The organism is Chryseosolibacter histidinae, assembly GCF_018598225.1.
Classification (GTDB): Bacteria; Bacteroidota; Bacteroidia; order Cytophagales; family Cyclobacteriaceae; genus Chryseosolibacter; species Chryseosolibacter histidini.
In genome coordinates, this window is record NZ_JAHESF010000001.1 from 67,684 (window position 1) to 85,241 (window position 17,558).

At 52.7% G+C, this 17,558-nt stretch carries 13 protein-coding genes; 6 read left to right on the plus strand and 7 right to left on the minus strand.

The annotated features are described in order from the left end of the window. Positions 1–129: 129 nt before the first annotated feature. Positions 130–1,731 carry a SusD/RagB family nutrient-binding outer membrane lipoprotein gene (locus tag KK083_RS00250; protein WP_254158769.1) on the minus strand — a complete coding sequence of 534 codons (1,602 nt, stop codon included), beginning with the start codon at positions 1,729–1,731 and terminating at the stop codon, positions 130–132. Positions 1,732–1,749: 18 nt separating this feature from the next. Then, the gene (locus tag KK083_RS00255) at positions 1,750–4,983 is read right to left on the minus strand and encodes a SusC/RagA family TonB-linked outer membrane protein (protein ID WP_254158772.1); all 3,234 of its coding nucleotides are present in this window, start codon (positions 4,981–4,983) and stop codon (positions 1,750–1,752) included. 663 nt (positions 4,984–5,646) lie between these two features. Here KK083_RS00255 and KK083_RS00260 point away from each other — a divergent pair. Beyond that, a complete protein-coding gene (locus KK083_RS00260) occupies positions 5,647–6,420 on the plus strand; it encodes a DUF2490 domain-containing protein (protein WP_254158774.1) in 774 nt (257 codons plus the stop codon). Positions 6,421–6,550: 130 nt separating this feature from the next. Here KK083_RS00260 and KK083_RS00265 read toward each other — a convergent pair whose 3' ends face one another. The 5 genes from KK083_RS00265 to KK083_RS00285 form a co-directional block, all read right to left on the minus strand. Continuing rightward, positions 6,551–7,249, minus strand: a complete 699-nt coding sequence (locus tag KK083_RS00265; protein ID WP_254158776.1) for a carbohydrate-binding family 9-like protein — start codon at positions 7,247–7,249, stop codon at positions 6,551–6,553. A gap of 197 nt (positions 7,250–7,446) precedes the next feature. Continuing rightward, complete coding sequence (locus tag KK083_RS00270) at positions 7,447–8,658, minus strand: aminotransferase class V-fold PLP-dependent enzyme (protein WP_254158778.1); 1,212 nt, start codon at positions 8,656–8,658, stop codon at positions 7,447–7,449. A 7-nt stretch (positions 8,659–8,665) separates the two neighbouring features. Then, complete coding sequence (locus tag KK083_RS00275; RefSeq protein WP_254158780.1) at positions 8,666–9,121, minus strand: RidA family protein; 456 nt, start codon at positions 9,119–9,121, stop codon at positions 8,666–8,668. A 141-nt stretch (positions 9,122–9,262) separates the two neighbouring features. Continuing rightward, positions 9,263–11,068, minus strand: a complete 1,806-nt coding sequence (locus tag KK083_RS00280; protein WP_254158782.1) for a PQQ-dependent sugar dehydrogenase — start codon at positions 11,066–11,068, stop codon at positions 9,263–9,265. Between the two features lie 38 nt (positions 11,069–11,106). After that, the gene (locus tag KK083_RS00285) at positions 11,107–12,327 is read right to left on the minus strand and encodes an amidohydrolase/deacetylase family metallohydrolase (RefSeq protein WP_254158784.1); all 1,221 of its coding nucleotides are present in this window, start codon (positions 12,325–12,327) and stop codon (positions 11,107–11,109) included. 545 nt (positions 12,328–12,872) lie between these two features. Here KK083_RS00285 and KK083_RS00290 point away from each other — a divergent pair. The 5 genes from KK083_RS00290 (at position 12,873) to KK083_RS00310 (ending at position 17,546) form a co-directional block, all read left to right on the plus strand. Beyond that, complete coding sequence (locus tag KK083_RS00290; protein WP_254158786.1) at positions 12,873–13,508, plus strand: TetR/AcrR family transcriptional regulator; 636 nt, start codon at positions 12,873–12,875, stop codon at positions 13,506–13,508. Positions 13,509–13,719: 211 nt separating this feature from the next. Beyond that, complete coding sequence (locus KK083_RS00295) at positions 13,720–14,976, plus strand: TolC family protein (protein ID WP_254158788.1); 1,257 nt, start codon at positions 13,720–13,722, stop codon at positions 14,974–14,976. 20 nt (positions 14,977–14,996) lie between these two features. Then, a complete protein-coding gene (locus KK083_RS00300; RefSeq protein WP_254158790.1) occupies positions 14,997–15,887 on the plus strand; it encodes an HlyD family secretion protein in 891 nt (296 codons plus the stop codon). Positions 15,888–15,892: 5 nt separating this feature from the next. Then, entirely contained in the window at positions 15,893–16,804 is a 912-nt protein-coding gene (locus KK083_RS00305) for an ABC transporter ATP-binding protein (protein ID WP_438834713.1), read from the plus strand. Position 16,805: 1 nt separating this feature from the next. Beyond that, positions 16,806–17,546, plus strand: a complete 741-nt coding sequence (locus KK083_RS00310) for an ABC transporter ATP-binding protein (RefSeq protein WP_254158794.1) — start codon at positions 16,806–16,808, stop codon at positions 17,544–17,546. Positions 17,547–17,558 lie beyond the last annotated feature (12 nt).

Genomic DNA, 17,558 nt, shown 5'->3' on the forward strand with positions numbered 1-17,558 from the left:
TGCAAGATAAAAGATAAAAGAAAAAGCCCCTGAATATCTCAAGGGCTTTTTATTTTTCACTGGCTCACATGACACGGAGCACACGGCTGCATTTCGCAACTCATAGCTCACGCCTCACGGCTATGTCCATCAGTTTCCGCCATCCCACCATACTTTTGTGGTAGGAAGATCGGGCATGGTAGCACCGGTAAGATAGTTAGGGTTGCCCGCTACTTCGTGGCTCGGCAATCTCAACTTAACCGGTATGGTTCCTCCGGTAACATTGCCCGGGTAATTGGTTGGGGTCAATGCCGGGAATCCCGTTCTTCTCCAATCTGACCACGCATCCCACCAGTTCATGAACTTGCTCAGCCAAAGCTGCGTGCCGATGGCGTCAAGCTTAGCAGTGAGCGTACCGGCAACAGGATAGGGACGTGCGGCCAGGTAAGCGGTTACAGCAGCATCGCTTACCGCCAGCGTAGCATCGAAAGGTGTATACATCTGCATGGCAGCTTTTACGCCAGCTGCATAATGTGCTGCTGCCGTAGCTGCAGACACGCCGCCGATACCTCGTTCACCAGCTTCCGCCAGGAGGAATTCTACTTCGGCGTAGTTCATCAGCATATAGGGATCAGCGTCATCCAGCAGCTTGTCATTCATCTGAGAGAATGTTTCGGCCACTACAACACCGGTCTTGCCTTCCATGGCATCGATCATGGTTTGGTCCAGACCATTGGGCAAGCCGCGTTGCGCGAGGGGATCGGTATTGCCATTGAAGCCTTCACTGAAGATGAACAGCCTCGGATCGTCGTCAACGGTGCTGCCTGCGTTGGGTCCCTTGAGGGCATCGATCAGCGATTTGCTCAGCGTGGTGGGCTGTCCGCCGTCACCTGCAGAAAATGCTCTCGATATGCCGTTCTGGTTGGTCCACTCGTTCGGACCATCGTTCATCGGGATCCAGACGTTGTCGTCATTGGTGGTGAATACACCGCCGGCCACTGCTTTGGCAACGTACGTGTTGGCCATCGGCAGTGCCACATTGGAAACGCGCATCGCCAGCCGCAGCATCAGCGAGTAGCCGAACTTCTTCCACTTGGCGATATCGCCGTCATAGATAAGGTCTGCTTCTGCAAAAGCCACATCATCGCGGTTGGTGCTCACCAGCGGTTGCATGGCCGCGGTGGCTTCGTCGAGCTCCTTCAGCAGGTCGGTGTAGATCTCCTGTTGCGTGTTGTAGGTAGGGAAGAACACCTTCTCTATTCCTTTCAGGGCTTCGTTGTACGGAATGTTACCGTAGTAGTCGGTAAGCCTGTGAAAGTTGAACACACGCAGAATGCGGGCAGCCTGCCGGATGTTATTGTTGCCTTCGTCATATCCGCCGGGACCAGTTTGTTTGATGATCTCCGCGAGGTTCTTCAGCTGATCGCCGTAGATGAACTCCCAGGGAGCGGCATATGATTCCACATTGTCAAAATATTTATCACCGGGCGAAATGCCACCGGTAGCTGTTGACAATTGTTGTATCGCATAACCGGCGAAACCGATGTTGGTACGCCAGTCAATATACCGGTTGTCACCCGATGAACCTCCCGAAGCAGAACCCAGCTCTGCCGTGGTGAAGAGGATCGGCATCGGAATGGTGTTCAATGCCTGCGGGTTTACGTTGAGATCATGCAGTGCATCCGTGTCACAGCCTGTCAGCGGAGAAGCTGCGATCAATGCTGCGAGGATAGTTTTATTGATCAATTTCATCTTATGCATATTTAGTAGTTAGAACCCAAGACCCAGGTTAAATCCATAGCTCCGCGTAGACGGGAAACCGAAGTATTCCAGGCCTTGCGCTCCGGCGTTGGCCGAGTAATTCGATTCAGGGTCAACATTGTCGATGTTCTTGTGCAGGATGGCAAGGTTCCGTCCCACGAAAGAGATCGTTATTTTCTGGAACGGTGTTTTGCTCAGCAACGTGCGCGGCAGGCTGTAGCCCAGGGTAAGCTGTCTCAGCTTGACGTAAGAAGCATCATAGAGGAACATGGTGGAAATAGCGGTGCTCTCACCACCGACCGAATTCCAGTACAGACGGGCTTCGTCGGGTGTCAGATCCCTGTCGATCGGGGTCTCGTTGTTGTCGGTCACGCCCTTCACATGCAGCGGTGTTTCTCCCGGACGTCCGATGATGGATTGCTTGTGCAGACCCCACTGGGTGAGGCGGTCGTTGCTGCCGGAGAAAATGTCGCCGCCGAACTTGAAGTCGATCAGGAAGCTCAGGTTGATTCCCTTATACGTGAGCGAGTTTGTCAAACCACCTGTTAAGTCGGGAACCCCATTGCCGATCGGAACATAATCAGCCGAAGCCAAAGGTCTTCCATCTGTCAGGTACATCGGCTGGCCGGCAGGAGATTTTTGCTGAACACGGCCGGTGATCATACCGAAAGGCTCGCCGACAATGTGTTTGATGAACACGTTCCTGGTCCGGGGCTCTTCAAGGATGAGCTCTTTCACACCGGGTAAAAGTGTGACTACTTTGTTCTTGTTCCTGGCCAGGTTCAGGGAGATATCCCAGGTCAGAGCCCCTCTTACAGGTGTGCCGGTGAGCAGCACTTCTATACCCTTGTTCTGAAGCTCGCCTACGTTCACGTCAGTGGTCCCGAATCCCGACGCTCTCGAAATGGTCGCGCGCAGGATGTCGTCCGAGGTCTTCTGAGAGTAGAACGTGAGGTCTATGCCGATCCTGTTGTCCAGGAACCGCGCATCGATCCCGAATTCGATCTCCGTTGACAGGGTGGGCTTAAGGTCAGGGTTAGGAATGTTGGCGTTGTTCTGCGATATCGCAGTGAATGATCCCATGGTACGGGGTATGCCATCGAAACCTGCGTGTGGATTGCCATTCAGGGAGTAGGTCAGGTTGGTATTGTAAGGAAGGATGGTAGCGATACCCACTTGTGCCCACGATGCCCTCACTTTGCCGAAGCTCAGCCACGAAGGCATCGAGCTAAAGGCATCCGAGAAAACAAAGCTGGCGCCAACAGATGGATAGGTCACGTTGTTGGTTGCCGGGTTCAGTACCGAGAACCAGTCTTCCCTTGCCGTAGCCGTTAAGAACAGGTAGCTGTTGTAGCTGATCTCTGCTGATGCGAACAGGGAGTTGATGCCCTGGCCTCTATAATCATAGGTGTAATTCCGCTGCTTGGCATTGTTGATGAAGGGCTGGAACGGAACGTTGAACCCGTTGCCGTTAACCTGGAGCCGTTCATTGCTGCGGGTCATTTTGTTTCCGCCGACAAAGGCATTGACACCGATCTTGTTGAAGGTCTTGTTGAAGCCCAGCGTCCATTCCTGGTTGATCTCGCGCACGCGGTCTTCACCTTCGTTCAAAGCGCCGCCGAGCTGATAGCCTACACCCTCAGGGGTCAGCTGTGTGCTTCTGCGTACGAACCAGTCCATACCGATGCGGCCCTGAGCGTAGAGCCAGCTTGTGAAGTCGTACCGGATCTGACCCGACGTGATGATGCGGTCTCTTTCGTCGTCATTGACATGCTGATAGGCAGCCCACCAGGGATTTTGTCCCCAGTTGTTGGCGGCAGGCAGCAATTCCTGTCCTTCAAATTTGGGATCTTCTCCCTGACCGTAGACCTGCAGGATGGCGGGATCAACACCGGCCGGAATGGCACCGGGTTTGTTCGGGTCGCCGATGAGGTCATCGACATTGATGTTTGCCGGCCGTCTCCAGATGGCCTGAATGGCGTTGCCCGGAGAGTCGGATACTGTGGGACGGTTGTGTGTCTCCTCATTGGAGTAGATCACCTTGGCCACTACAGTCACTTTGTTTCCAAGCTTCGCGCTGGTGTTGAGACTCACGTTGAGCCTGTCGTAACCTGAGTTGGGAACCACTGCATCGCTCCGCAGATCAGAAACGCCGAAGCGGAAAGTTTGCTTGTCGCTACCACCGGTTACGGCCAGGCTATTGGTCCAGGCGGTACCCGTTTTGTAGAAGCGGTCCCAGTTGTCGCCGGCATTGACATAAGGTCGCATCACGCCGTCGATACCCATGTAGTTGAGGCTGGGATCGAATTTAGGTCCCCAGGCATTTTCACTCCAGTTGAACGCATCCTGAACGGTAGTAGGCCTTAAGGGCACACCACCCTGGTAAGCGCCTGTGCCATATGAGGTCTGCAGGTCGCTGAGGTTGTTCACGGTTTCAGCAACGAAGTTGGAGTTCAGCTCGATGCCGAGTCCTTTTCTATTAGTACCTTTTTTTGTAGTGATGCTGATCACACCGTTTCCACCCCTGGAACCGTAGAGGGCGGCAGCGTTGGCGCCTTTCAGTACGGTGATGGATTCGATGTCATCGGGGTTGATGCTGGAGAGGCCGTCGCCCTGGTCCTGACCGCCCCATAGGCCAGCCTGACCGTTGTTATCGCCGAAGCTGGAGTTGTCCATGGGGATACCATCCACCACATACAACGGCTGGCTCTGGCCGCCCAGTGATTTGTTTCCGCGGATGATCACCCGCGAAGATCCGGCAGGTCCTGAAGCCATTTTGCTCACGTTAACGCCGGCCACCCTTCCTGAGAGTGATGCGCCGAGGTTGTTCTCGCGGGCTTGTGTAAAGTTGTCGCCATTTACCTGCGTGGCTGAATACTGCAACGCCCTGGTACTTCTTTCGATACCGAGCGCGGTAACTACCACTTCGTTCAATTCGGTAACGTCTTCTGATAGGGTAACATCGATCGAGGTGCGTGTTCCTATTTCAACTTCTTGTGTGGAGAAGCCGATAAAGGAGAATACCAGCGTGGTGGCACCCTCGTTCAGGTTGATGTTGTAACGGCCTTCTGTGTCGGATGTAGTACCTGTAGATGTGCCTTTGACGATCACATTGACACCCGGGAGTGGAGATCCTTGCGTGTCTTTGATTGTACCTGATAATGTTCGCTGCTGCGCAAAGGCTGTGGAGCTGCCAAGCGCCAGGAACAATACCAATAGTAAAATCGGGTATTGTTGTTTCATAAAAAAGAATGGGTTAGGGGTAAAATAACATAGGTTAATTCGCTGTGTGCGAAAATCCACAACCGGCAGCCTGGTGCCCGCGGGATCAGGTGGAGTCAGTAGTTTTCTTTATGCATATAAGGTTTTTTCAGTTTAGGGTTAACGCGTCATTAAAAGCGTATTATCGAATGTACCGAATTTACTGCGAGATTAGAAATGGATCGTGTGATTTTTTCTTCGAAATTGCTGTGTGTGTTCGATAACACACCTGTTATTAACCGTGAATTCCGTGCGCATTTTTGCACATCACGTGGCCTTCTGGGAGTGTAACATCAGGCATTCCGGAACAGGATCGGCGCATACATTTTTTAGAAGGCGGAATAACATTTCCGGCGGGTGTACAGGGCAGGTGCGCACCATGCGTATATCCCCACGTTGTGAGGTTGAGTCCACGGTCCACTGTGCGACAGTCCACGGCCGTACCGTGCTGTATTTACTTTTCACAGTCTTTAATAGAAATAAATAACTGTAAACTCTGTAGGATTAAAACCTAACGGCGCTGACAGTGGACTGTGGACCGTCGACTGTGGACTCGTAACCAACTTTAACCCTCAAACTTTAAACTTCAAATTTTGAACTTTAAACTTCCACGCGTATCTATGAGGTCCCGATAAACATTACGCGATGAAATTCCACCTTATTAGAAAGACATTAAGATTGGCACTGGTAACATGCCTTTTGATTTCCACAGCGTCGCTTTACGCGCAGCAGGCCCGGTTGCACACCACCAACCACCACGCGTGGCTGATGTACTTTGGCAACCATAAATTCTCTGAACGCTTCGGGCTCCATGCAGAAGTGCAGTGGAGAAGACACGACCTGTTTGCCGAAAGCCAGCAGCTTCTGCTTCGCACCGGACTCGATTATTATTTAAAGAACGGCGCAAGACTCACCGTGGGTTACGCATTTGTAGAGACTTATCCCTATGGCGACTTTGCCGTGGCCAATGCCTTTCCCGAGCACCGCATCTGGCAACAGCTGGCTACTACTCAGACGTTGGGGAAAGTAAGGCTGGCACATCGTTACAGGATCGAGCAGCGGATGATCGGCAATTCCGCTACCGGCGAGTTCGAGAATGGCAGGTTTGAGCACCGCTTCCGGTACATGGCCAAAGCCTCTGTGAACCTTACGGGAGGTGAGCACCCCGTATTTGCGGCGGTGTACGATGAGATCTTTATCAACGCGGGGAAAGATGTGGCATACAATATCTTCGATCAGAACCGCGCTTATGCGGCCCTCGGCTATACATTCTCACCCACCTGGAAATTGGAAGTAGGATATCTGTATCAGCTGGTGCAGCTCCGCAGCCTCGATACAACTGCCGGAACCCGGAACAGGATCGAAGATAATCACACGTTTCAGGTGGGAGTGTATTCTACTATTGGCTTTGTGAAATAGTTGACAGTTGACAACAGGACAGTTGACAAAGAGTAGTGTGCGTTTTGCAGGATGTGCTCTGAGCCGGTAGCCTGACTCATGATGCAGACTCAAAATGTTGTCAATTGCTCTTTTGTCAATTGTCAACTTCTCACTCCAGTTTCAAAACACCAAACGAAGACGCGATGTGAAAATCCGGTGTTTCCGATTGTGGCTTGATCCAGCTGATCCACTTGAACGTTGCTTCTTCTCCTGCCAGAGCAACGCAGTCTGCTCTGTACAGTCCCGCCTGCAGTGTGTTGTTCTTTAATAACCCGAGCGATGTCAACGACTGTTTGCTGATGGCCAGCTCGATGCTATAACCCTGTCTGGTAAGATGTGTCTTCACGATCAGCCCTCCCGCCGGCCAGCTCCACTGGAAGTCGAACTTCCGGTAATGCTCTCCTATATAATCCAGGACTCTGCCTGAAGGATCTATCTCGAGGCAGTAATACGGCGTGAGCTGGTCGTCGATCTTGAAAAATATTTCGGCGCGGTCAGACGATATCACCTCTTTTTTTTCGTGCTTGTTTGTGTAGATGTTTACGTTGTTGTCCTGCACTTCAAATAAGCAATACAACCAGTGCTCGTTGTGCAGCGCTTTGAAAGACGTGGGAGAGGGTTGTTGCCCGTCTTCCCATGGATAGCTGAAGTCAGACAGCACACTGGCGCCAGCCCACTGCGGCGCATCACCTTTTCCAGTGATGGCAATATCTTTCGAAGTTCTTTTTACGTGGTAGGTCCTGGTATTTTCCTTTGGATAGAAGACTCCTGCTGTCATGAATAAGATAAAAACTGAAAGATAATTCATAAGTACCGGTTATTTATGAACAGCTGCTTGGTTTTTCTCAAAATACAAAATGCGGTTCACGCAAAGATCCGCAAAGAAGACGCAAAGTGCGCGAAGGAGCGTCTCGTTTCGCCGTCATCCTGAATGGAGGCTTGAGCGTAGGAAGGTGCGAATGAAGGATCCCCATTTGATGGGCTTCAGAACACGTGAACCTGCATTTATTTCTTGACCGCAGCACTTAGGACCTCCTTCAATCTTTTGGCAACGATACGCTCTTCTCCGGGGATCATCATCCAGGTGGTCATGTCGACCGACTCAGCACCGCCCACTGTCTCGATGGAAGGATGACCGTTGCGCAGCTGGTTCCTCACCTCGTCAGGTGTAGCCTGGATCTTGCCGGCATCCCATCTGATCCGGATAGAAGGTACGTGGTTGGCGATCTCGGGAACATGCATTTCCGTTTTCACGCCAGGCACGGAAACGGCTGCATCGTTGATCAATTTAACCTGCTTTTCCCACAAGGCCCAATCCTGCTGATGGTCTTTGGCAAGATAGATCTCCAGCGCCACCAGCATGCCCAGCACTTCTTCCTTGTTCACCTTCATTCCCCGGCCGATCGAATTGCCATTGGGTGGCGCATTTTTCCGGGCGGCGCTGATGAGATCCTTTTTACCCAGCAGCAGTCCCGCGCTCTGAGGTCCGCGAAGGCCCTTTCCACCGGAGAAGCAAACCAGGTCGAATCCCATCTTCGTGTACTTCCAGAGGTTCTCCACCGGAGGTACATCGGCAGCACAGTCGTTGAACGTAGGAACGCCGTATCGCCGGCCGATGGCAACAAACTCTTCGTCCCTGATTTTTCCTACGGGATTGTTGTTGTTATAGAACCACATCATGGCGGTTTGTGCATTGATGGCAGCTTCCATCTCGCCCTTCGTTTCCACCTCGATCAGCTTGATGCCGCAGTTGCGGATGGCATGATCGTAGCCCACGCGGTGTGACTTCTGGATGATGACCTCAGACTTCATTCCTGTAAGATCGTTGGGGATCCGCTCCACTTTCTGTGGGTCTCCACCGGTAAGCACTGCAGCGGTGCCGAGTGTGATGGCGGAAGCAGCGCCTGATGTGACCATGGCGGCCTCGCATTTCAACAGTTCGGCTATACGCTCGCCAACCCTGTCTTGCAGCTCTTCCAGCTTGACGAACTGCAGCGCTGCATAGTTGATGGCCTTGATCACTTCCGGGTGAGGCAGCGACGCCGTCAGGGCTGTGTAGGTGCCCGCAGCATTGATAAATGTGCGGACACCCAGCTCCTTGAAGTAGTCGCGTTCAAAATCACGGGCCTGCTCCGGCATGGCAAGCGCGTGGCCTGCAATGCCTCCCGCCAGCGGCAGTGTGACCAGGCCTTTCAGCAAGTCTCTTCTTCTGGCCATAGGTGATCTATTTTAATACGGCGATGCAGTCGATCTCCACCAGCGAGTCACCCGGAATTCCGCCGGCAGCAGCGATGGTTGTGCGCACAGGAGGTTTCTTTCCGAACCTGCCGCGGAACACTTCGTTCATGGCCTTGTAGTCCTTCAGGTCGTTCAGGTATACATTCGCCTTCACCACGTGCTCCATGGACGATCCAGCCTTCTCCAGTTCTTTCTGCAATTCATCCAGCACGTGTTTGGTGTGGGCCTTGATATCACCTTCAAAGTGTGCGCCCTTGCCCGCAATGAACACAAAACCATTGTGCACAATAGCGCTGGAGAAAAGCGGGATCTCCTGGTCCATCACAACCGTTCCCGTTACTTCCTTTTCAGCGCTCGTTCCGGCTTTCGCAACCCCGGCCCCGAATAATCCGGCAAGCCCGAGACTGATCTTTTTGAATAGTGATCTTCTGTTTGTTTTCATTGGTTGAGTATTTAGTTTAATAGATTCATGCTTGAAAAGTCCATGGTCCATAGTCGATAGTCCATGGTTAGAGCAGTGCCCGGTAGCCAGGCGGAGCTTCGTGCAGCGCCCCCGGAAACCCAAAGCCGTACCGGCTATGGACTATGGACCATGGTCTATGGACTCCCTCTCCAAACGTACTTCGTCAGCCGTAATCGCACCAGCCTTGTTTCCGAAGCTCGTACGAATATACGTCAACACATTCGCGATCTCGCTGTCGCTGAGAAAGCTGTGCTGTGGCATCGTGTTGTCGAAAGGTTCGCCGTTCACCTCGATGCGTCCGGTGAGGCCTTGCAGCACGATGTTGATCAACCGTTTTTTGTCACCGGTCACCCACTGGGTATGCGCAAGGGGAGGGAACCGCCCCGACGCGCCCAGGCCGTTGTTCTGGTGACAGCTTCCGCAGTAGACGTTATAGATCTTTTCTCCACCTGCTACTACACCTTTGTCGAGGTTGTCGTCTGAAATATGGGGCCTTCTAATATGAGCGGCTGATTTACGCTGTTCCATCTTTGCCAGTTGCGTCTGCCCAAAGTCATCTTTTTTGCCTGTATACAGGATCCGCCAGATCTTTCCTTTTTCGGTATCAGCAATGTATAGAGATCCATCCGGTCCCATGGCGATGCCCATTGGCCTGTAGACGGCATCGCTGACGTTCACTACGGGATCCGCGCCGGCAAAACCATCGGCAAAAACTTCCCACGGACCGGAGGGAACACCATTGGCAAACGGAACAAAGGCCACGAAGTATCCGGCCTGCGGGTAGGGCGCGCGGTTGGTAGAGCCGTGAAACGCGATGAAGGCACCGCCCTTATAACGGTCGGGGTACTGACTGCCGTGATAAAAGAGCAGGTCATTTGGAGCCCAGTGCCCGGGAAACCCGATCAGGGGTTTTTCGAACCCTTCGCATCGTGTAGTAATGTTTCCATCGCCACCGTATTCGGGGGCCAGCACTTTTTTCTCCTGGATCTGGTCATAGTAGCAATAGGGCCATCCCGCATCAGTACCTTCCCTGATCCGCAGAAATTCTTCGGAAGGAAGCTCCGCGCTTTGCCAGGGCGAAAACCGGTTCGCCCAGAGCCGCAGCAGGTCGTCGCGGCCGTGCATCACAGCATACAGGTTTCCGTCATCCGTGTTCCAGTCCATGGCCACAATGCTGCGCAGGCCCGTGGCGAATTTAAAACCATCTTTCTGAGTCTGGCCCGTCTTGCCGGCATCGAAGCGCCAGATGCCGCCGTGGTCTTCCAGCATGGGGCAGGGATCTATTCCCGGGGAGTTAGGTGTTCTGTTCAGCTCCTGGCATGCATTGGAAGGCGCACCGAAGGGCACGTACATGTTGCCCTTGTCATCGAATGAAAGCGGTTTGGCAATGTGCTCATGGCGACCGTGCGCGTGATCGTCTGTGAGGATCACCTCAATGGGAGAGTCGGGGATCAGCTGGCCGGGGGTGAGCTTGTACCGGTATACCACCAGTTGTGAGCTGAAGTAAAGGTAGCCATTGTAGATCCGCATCGCCGTGCCATACGTGCCGTCATCGGGATAATCGCCGAAAGGCTGAATGATGTCTGCTTTGCCATCGCCCGTGGTATCGCGTAAAGCAACGTTGCCGCCCTCTTTGGCGAAACGTGATTTTACATAGATGTCGCCGTTGTCACTGACAGCAATATGCCTGGCCCGGCTTTTCAGGCTATCCACCACGACCAGCGCCACAAACTGATCGGGCAACAGCAATCCACCGTTGTCAGCATCTCCCGCCGGAAGATCGCTCTCAACCTTGCACCCGATGAGGGCATACAGGATGAGCACCGGCAACACATGCCTGCAGTGGGAAAAGTACAGCCATGACGTTGCCATCAGCCTGCGAGGGGTTTCCGCTTCATGGCGTGTTAGCGCTTTATGGTCTGGCATGCTCATTATTGTAACGGGTGATCTACCCGGAAATACTTTCACTTAAGGCTCTTGCCCGACAACCCGTTCAGGTCCCACACCACCTCGCCGTTCAGCACCGTCATCTGGCAGGTGAGCTTTTGATCGCCACTGATCCTGAAGCCCTGCGAGTCAAGGTAACCGAAGTTGCCTTTGTCGAGGCTCAGCAAGGCAATGTCTGCGGGCGATCCTACACTGAGATTTCCCAGCTCCTTGTGATTGATGACCTGCGCGGGTGTCCACGTTGATGCCCTGACCACTTCATCCAGCGAAAGCCCGATGTTCAGCAGCTTCGACATCACGTTGAGCATGTCTTTCATACCTGCGTTCATACTTCCTACGTGCAGGTCGGTGCTGATGGAGTTGGGTTTCAGTCCCTGTTTGATGGCCGGTATCGCCTGGTCGAACAGGAAGCTTGTAGCACCATGGCCAACATCGAGGATCACGCCACGTTTCTGCGCCTGGAAAGCGAAAGGCTGCACCTTCCCGTTCTCCACCAATGGCATTCTTCCTTTCACTTGTGCATAGCAATGGGTGAGGATATCGCCGGGCCGGAGCTTGTGATTCAGCAGGGTGTCCATGGAAAGGGGAGGGTCACCTCCACCGAAGTCGATCATCACGGGGATGCCTGCAAGCTCGCCGGCCTTCACCGCGCGTTCCGTGGGCGCCCATTCATGACCTGAGTAGTGGGCAAGCTTGATGCCGATAATATATTGAGCGTTCTGTTTGGCAACCATCGCTGTGAGCTTGGCATCCATGTCTGCAAGATTCTGCTCATAGGCGCCGCCGCGCATGCCCGAGCCCACAATGTTCAGGAAAGCGAATACCCTTGTTTTGGAGTGATCGATCGTCTGGGTTTTGAACTGTGTAAAATTGCGCCACCCCGACCCTCCCGCATCGGCCACCGTGGTAACGCCTGCCCTGAACGTAAATCCGTCAGGAGGCAGCGCTGTAAAGCTGTTGCTCAGGTATGCGTTCTCGGTACCGAAAAAGTAATGACCATGAATATCGATGATGCCCGGTGTGGCATAGAGACCCGTGGCATCGATCGTTCGTTTAGCCTCTTTGTTAATAGCAGGAGCAACTTCAGCGATCTTGCCTTCACGGATCGCAATATCCATCACGGCATTGATATTATTCTTTGGATCGATCACACGGGCTCCCTTGATCAGCAAATCCATTGGCTGACTGTATGTGACCAGGATTGACTGGATGAACAGGATGAACAGGATTTTAACCATGATTGACCAGGATTAATATGATTAGCAGGATTGACAGGATTTGAAGGGTGATACTTGGATCAGGTCATCGAAATCTTGCACTATCTTATAAGCCTGTAAATCCTTAAATCCTGTAAATCATAGTGACGATACGATAAATTGCGGACAAGATCAAGGGGAAATATGTGTGTGTTAGCGCACACAGGAGGTTGCCAGTTACCGGTTGCCAGTTGCCAGTTACCGGCTCTCGCGTTGATTTACGTTGCTCCTCGTGCGGACCTCCCCTGCGCGGAAATTTTCTTCACGTTCACACTCCCCGCGCGGAACCCAAACCTCGCGCGGAAGTTTCTTCCGTGCGCTTTAAACCTTAGATCGTAGCCATCCCTCGCCGGGGAACTTAGTTCCCCCAACCAACACCCTGAACGGCAGCCAAAAAAAGGAGAACATTTTCATTCCTTACTGCAACTCTTATCGCATTTCACCGTTTCAAAAATTAATCAAATGATTAAAAATATTGTTTAAATCAGTTTATTGTAGTTAGTTTACTACTGGAATAAAAAACAAACATGGCAAAAGCTAAAAAGGGTAAGGAAGCGGCGCTGGATTTGACAACCGAGGAAAAGATCAAAAACGCGGCCCTCAAGGTCTTTACGAAAAAAGGTTTTGCAGCGGCCCGTACCCGCGATATCAGTGAAGAAGCTGGTATCAACCTGGCATTGCTCAATTATTACTTCCGCAGCAAAGAGAAGTTGTTCGAGCTGGTGATGACGGAGACGCTCCGCGGCTTTATCAAAGGAATGCTGGAGATACTGAATGATACTGAGACCTCCATCGAAGAGAAAGTAGAGATCTTTGTTACCCGGTATAGCGAATTGCTCATGCAGCAGCCCGACCTTCCTTTGTTCATATTTCATGAGCTGAAAATGAATCCCGAGCAGCTGGCGTCCAAGTTGGGTGGCGAGGGGTTGTTCAAGTCTTATTTCATCAAGCAGGTGAAGGAGGCAATGGACAATGGAAAGCTGCCACGCATGCATCCACTTCATTTTATCATGAATATGGTTGGCCTTACGGTGTTTCCGTTCATCGGCGCGCCATTGCTCCGGCACCTTTCAGGCGTGGATGCCAAAACATTCAACGGACTGGTAGAAGAACGCAAAACGTTGATCCCGAAATGGATCAAGATGATGATGAAAGGAAAATAGTCCACGGTCCATAGTCTATGGTCCATGGCCGGGTAGAGTAGGGATCGAAGCTTCGGCATCGGTCGAGCGGTTATTCGACCCGTATCATTTACTCGGTCCTGCTATGGACTATGGACCATCGACTATGGACTTTATTAAGTCTAATTTTTTTACACTACATTTAATCAAATGATTAAAACACAATTTTAAATAATACGATAATCTGTAAACCATGAAGCGTATAGTGTTTCTTTTCTTTCACGTGCTGATCGTCCCGTATGCCTTTGCGCAGGAGCGGCTTACGATCGGGGAATGTTACGAGCGTGCCGAAAGCAATTATCCCCTGATCAGGCAAAGGGAGCTGATAGCGAAAAGCAAGGCGTATTCCATCGAGAACGCATCCAAGGGTGCGCTGCCCCAGATCATGATCGGAGGGCAGGCAACCTATCAATCGGATGTAACACAGGTGCCCCTGTCGATGCCGGGTATGGAGATCGAAACGCTGAGCAAAGACCAGTACAAGTTGTTCGGCGAGATCTCACAGACCTTGTACAACGGTGGTGTTGTGAGGCAGCAAAAGCAGCTGGAAGAAGTCAACGGCAGGGTAGAGGAGCAGAAGCTCGAAGTGGAGCTGTATCAGCTGAAGAACCGCATCAATGAATTGTTCTTCGGCACCTTGCTGATCCGTGAGCAGATCATACAAAGCGAGCTGGTGAAACAGGATATCGCCTCAGGACTAAAGAAGATCGAGGCATCCATCGCCAACGGCACAGCGCTGAAGAGCGCCGGTGATGTGCTCAGGGCGGAGCTGCTGAAAACAGACCAGCGCATCATCGAGCTGCAGGCTGCCGGCGAAGCGTACCGTGAGATGCTCGGCTTGTTCATCAATCAGCAGGTAAGCGAAGATGCGATCCTTGAAAAACCTCAGTCCGAAACACCTTCACAGGAGATCAACCGTCCCGAGCTGACCCTGTATACACTGCAACAGCAAAACATCGATGTGAGCCGGGCACTGTTGTCGGCCAGGAAGCGACCTAAAATAGAATTGTTCGTGCAGGGTGGATACGGAAGGCCCGCGCTCAACATGCTGAGGAACGACTTCGACACGTATTACATCGGCGGTGTCAGGTTCAGCTGGATGTTGTCGGGTTTCTACACTTTTGAAAAAGAGAAACAGATCCTCGACCTGCGCCGGCAATCGCTGGACGCACAAAAGGAAACGTTCCTGTTCAACACGCGGCTCACGCTCGGCCAGCAGGATACGGAGGTCACCAAGCTCCAGCGCCTCATCGCCGTAGACCGTGACATCATTACGCTCAGAACGCAGGTGAAGCAAACCGCTTCCGTACAGCTCGAGCAGGGCACGATCACTTCCACCGACTATGTCAGAGAAGTGAATGCAGAAGACCAGGCCCGGCAGAACCTGGTGCTTCACGAAACGCAGCTGCTCGTGGCCAGCGCCAAACATCAGTTCACTTCAGGCAATTAAATCTTATAATCATTCATACAATGAAAAATATCGTCAGATCTCTAAGCATGGCCCTGGTGTTGCTGGCCTGCAGTGATAACGAAAACACTTATGACGCGTCGGGCACATTTGAAGCGGAGGAGGTGATCGTATCTTCCGAGGTTTCGGGCGCCATTCGTCAGCTCGATGCCGAGGAGGGCACGAATGTGCGGGCAGGAGATCAGCTGGGATGGATCGACAGCACACAGCTCTACCTGAAAAAGAAACAGCTGGAAGCGCAGATCAGGGCGGTGTTGTCCAAACGTCCCCACATCGCTACGCAGCTCGCCTCCTTACAAGAGCAGCTGAGGGCGGCGGAACGGGAGCAGCAGCGCGTACAGAACCTCTTCAAGGCGGAAGCCGCCACCCAAAAACAGCTTGACGATGTGAACGCGCAGGTGGACGTGATCCGCAGGCAGATCGATGCCCAACGTTCTTCCCTCGACATCTCGTCGCAAGGACTGGTGAGCGAAACCGGGCCCCTGTATGTTCAGGTGGAGCAACTGGAGGATCAGCTGCAAAAATCGAAGATCATCAATCCTCTCACGGGAACGGTACTGACACGGTACGCGGAAGCACACGAGGTGGTCTCTCCCGGCAAGCCGTTGTACAAAGTGGCCGACATCAGCTACCTCGACCTGCGTGCCTATGTTACGGGAAATCAGCTGGCCACGCTGAAGCTGAACCAGAAGGTTAAAGTGCTGGTGGACGATGGGCAAGGAGGATACAGGACCTATGAAGGTTCGATCACGTGGATCAGCAGCAAGGCGGAGTTCACCCCCAAGACCATCCAGACGAAAGAGGAGCGTGCCGACCTCGTGTATGCTATCAAGGCGCGAGTGAAGAACGACGGCTACCTGAAGATCGGCATGTACGGTGAAGTAAAATTCTGATGGCCATGGTATTGTTGCAAGACCTTTCCAAATCGTACGACAAGGGAAACGTGAAAGCGGTGGAAGCGGTGTCGCTGGAGGTGCCACAGGGTGAGCTGTTCGGGCTGATCGGACCTGATGGCGCGGGTAAGACCACCTTGTTCCGCATGCTCACCACGCTGCTGCTACCGGACGGAGGCCGCGCTACTGTTAACAACCTCGACATCGTAAAAGATTACAAGGCCATCAGGAGCCAGGTGGGATACATGCCGGGCAAGTTCTCGCTGTACCAGGACCTCACCGTGGAAGAGAACCTGAATTTCTTCGCCACGCTCTTCGGCACAACCATAGAAGAGAACTATCACCTGATCAAAGATATTTACCAGCAGATCGAGCCGTTCAAGAACAGGCGGGCAGGGAAGCTCTCCGGCGGCATGAAGCAGAAGCTTGCCTTGAGCTGTGCGCTGATCCACAAGCCGACGGTGCTTTTCCTGGACGAGCCTACAACGGGCGTGGACCCGGTTTCCCGGAAGGAATTTTGGGAAATGCTGAAGCGGTTGAAGGCGCAGGGGATCACCATCCTGGTATCGACGCCCTACATGGATGAAGCCACGTTGTGCGACAGGATCGCGTTGATGCAAGGCGGAAAGATCCTGGCCATCGATACACCCGATGCCATTGTACAGCAATATCCCGAGAAGCTTTACGGTGTACGTGCGGCAGCGATGCAGAAGCTCCTGCTCGACCTGCGGGCTTACCCGAATACGCTGAGCTGTTTTACGTTCGGTGAATATTTTCACCTTTCGTTCAAAGACGATCATGCGGGCGCTGCAGAGGACCTTGAGCGTTACCTGGAATCGAAAGGCCATGAACGCATCGGCATCGGCGAGGTGACACCTACCATCGAAGATTGTTTCATACGATTATTAAAGCAGTGATATGGAGGCGGTCATTAAAACAGATAAGCTCACCAAACGCTTCGGCGATTTTATTGCCACGAACAACATTACGTTCGAGGTGTATGCCGGAGAGATCTTCGGTTTTCTCGGGGCCAACGGGGCGGGTAAGACCACAGCCATGCGCATGCTTACCGGGTTGTCAACACCGTCGTCCGGAAGTGCGACCGTTGCAGGTTTCGATGTGTACCGGGAAACGGAACGCATCAAGAAGAACATCGGGTACATGAGTCAGAAGTTCTCCCTGTATGAAGACCTTACGGTAATGGAGAACATCCGGTTCTTCGGCGGCATCTATGGATTATCAGACAAGGCCATCAAAGAAAAGAGCGACATGCTGGTGGAGCAGCTGGGGCTCGCCTCCGAGAAGAAAAAGCTGGTGGGCGCTCTGCCCCTGGGCTGGAAACAGAAGTTGTCATTCTCCGTTGCCGTGCTGCACGACCCGAAGATCGTTTTCCTCGACGAGCCTACCGGTGGCGTTGATCCGCTCACCCGCAGGCAGTTCTGGGACCTGATCTATGCGGCTACATCGCGGGGTGTTACTGTGTTTGTAACAACGCACTACATGGACGAAGCCGAATATTGCAACCGGATCTCCATCATGGTGGATGGCAGCATCAAAGCGCTGGACACACCCTATAACCTGAAAAGGGAGTTTGGCGTGGGATCGATGGATGAAGTGTTTTACAAGCTTGCGAGAGAAGCAAGGCGTAGCGCTGATTAGTAGTAGGCGATA

Excerpts from the sequence above, each read along its gene's own strand:
- KK083_RS00250 (WP_254158769.1), bottom strand. The coding sequence starts at position 1,731 with ATGAAATTGATCAATAAAACTATCCTCGCAGCATTGATCGCAGCTTCT.
- KK083_RS00255 (WP_254158772.1), bottom strand. The coding sequence starts at position 4,983 with ATGAAACAACAATACCCGATTTTACTATTGGTATTGTTCCTGGCGCTT.
- KK083_RS00260 (WP_254158774.1), top strand. The coding sequence starts at position 5,647 with ATGAAATTCCACCTTATTAGAAAGACATTAAGATTGGCACTGGTAACA.
- KK083_RS00265 (WP_254158776.1), bottom strand. The coding sequence starts at position 7,249 with ATGAATTATCTTTCAGTTTTTATCTTATTCATGACAGCAGGAGTCTTC.
- KK083_RS00270 (WP_254158778.1), bottom strand. The coding sequence starts at position 8,658 with ATGGCCAGAAGAAGAGACTTGCTGAAAGGCCTGGTCACACTGCCGCTG.
- KK083_RS00275 (WP_254158780.1), bottom strand. The coding sequence starts at position 9,121 with ATGAAAACAAACAGAAGATCACTATTCAAAAAGATCAGTCTCGGGCTT.
- KK083_RS00280 (WP_254158782.1), bottom strand. The coding sequence starts at position 11,068 with ATGCCAGACCATAAAGCGCTAACACGCCATGAAGCGGAAACCCCTCGC.
- KK083_RS00285 (WP_254158784.1), bottom strand. The coding sequence starts at position 12,327 with ATGGTTAAAATCCTGTTCATCCTGTTCATCCAGTCAATCCTGGTCACA.
- KK083_RS00290 (WP_254158786.1), top strand. The coding sequence starts at position 12,873 with ATGGCAAAAGCTAAAAAGGGTAAGGAAGCGGCGCTGGATTTGACAACC.
- KK083_RS00295 (WP_254158788.1), top strand. The coding sequence starts at position 13,720 with ATGAAGCGTATAGTGTTTCTTTTCTTTCACGTGCTGATCGTCCCGTAT.
- KK083_RS00300 (WP_254158790.1), top strand. The coding sequence starts at position 14,997 with ATGAAAAATATCGTCAGATCTCTAAGCATGGCCCTGGTGTTGCTGGCC.
- KK083_RS00305 (WP_438834713.1), top strand. The coding sequence starts at position 15,893 with ATGGTATTGTTGCAAGACCTTTCCAAATCGTACGACAAGGGAAACGTG.
- KK083_RS00310 (WP_254158794.1), top strand. The coding sequence starts at position 16,806 with ATGGAGGCGGTCATTAAAACAGATAAGCTCACCAAACGCTTCGGCGAT.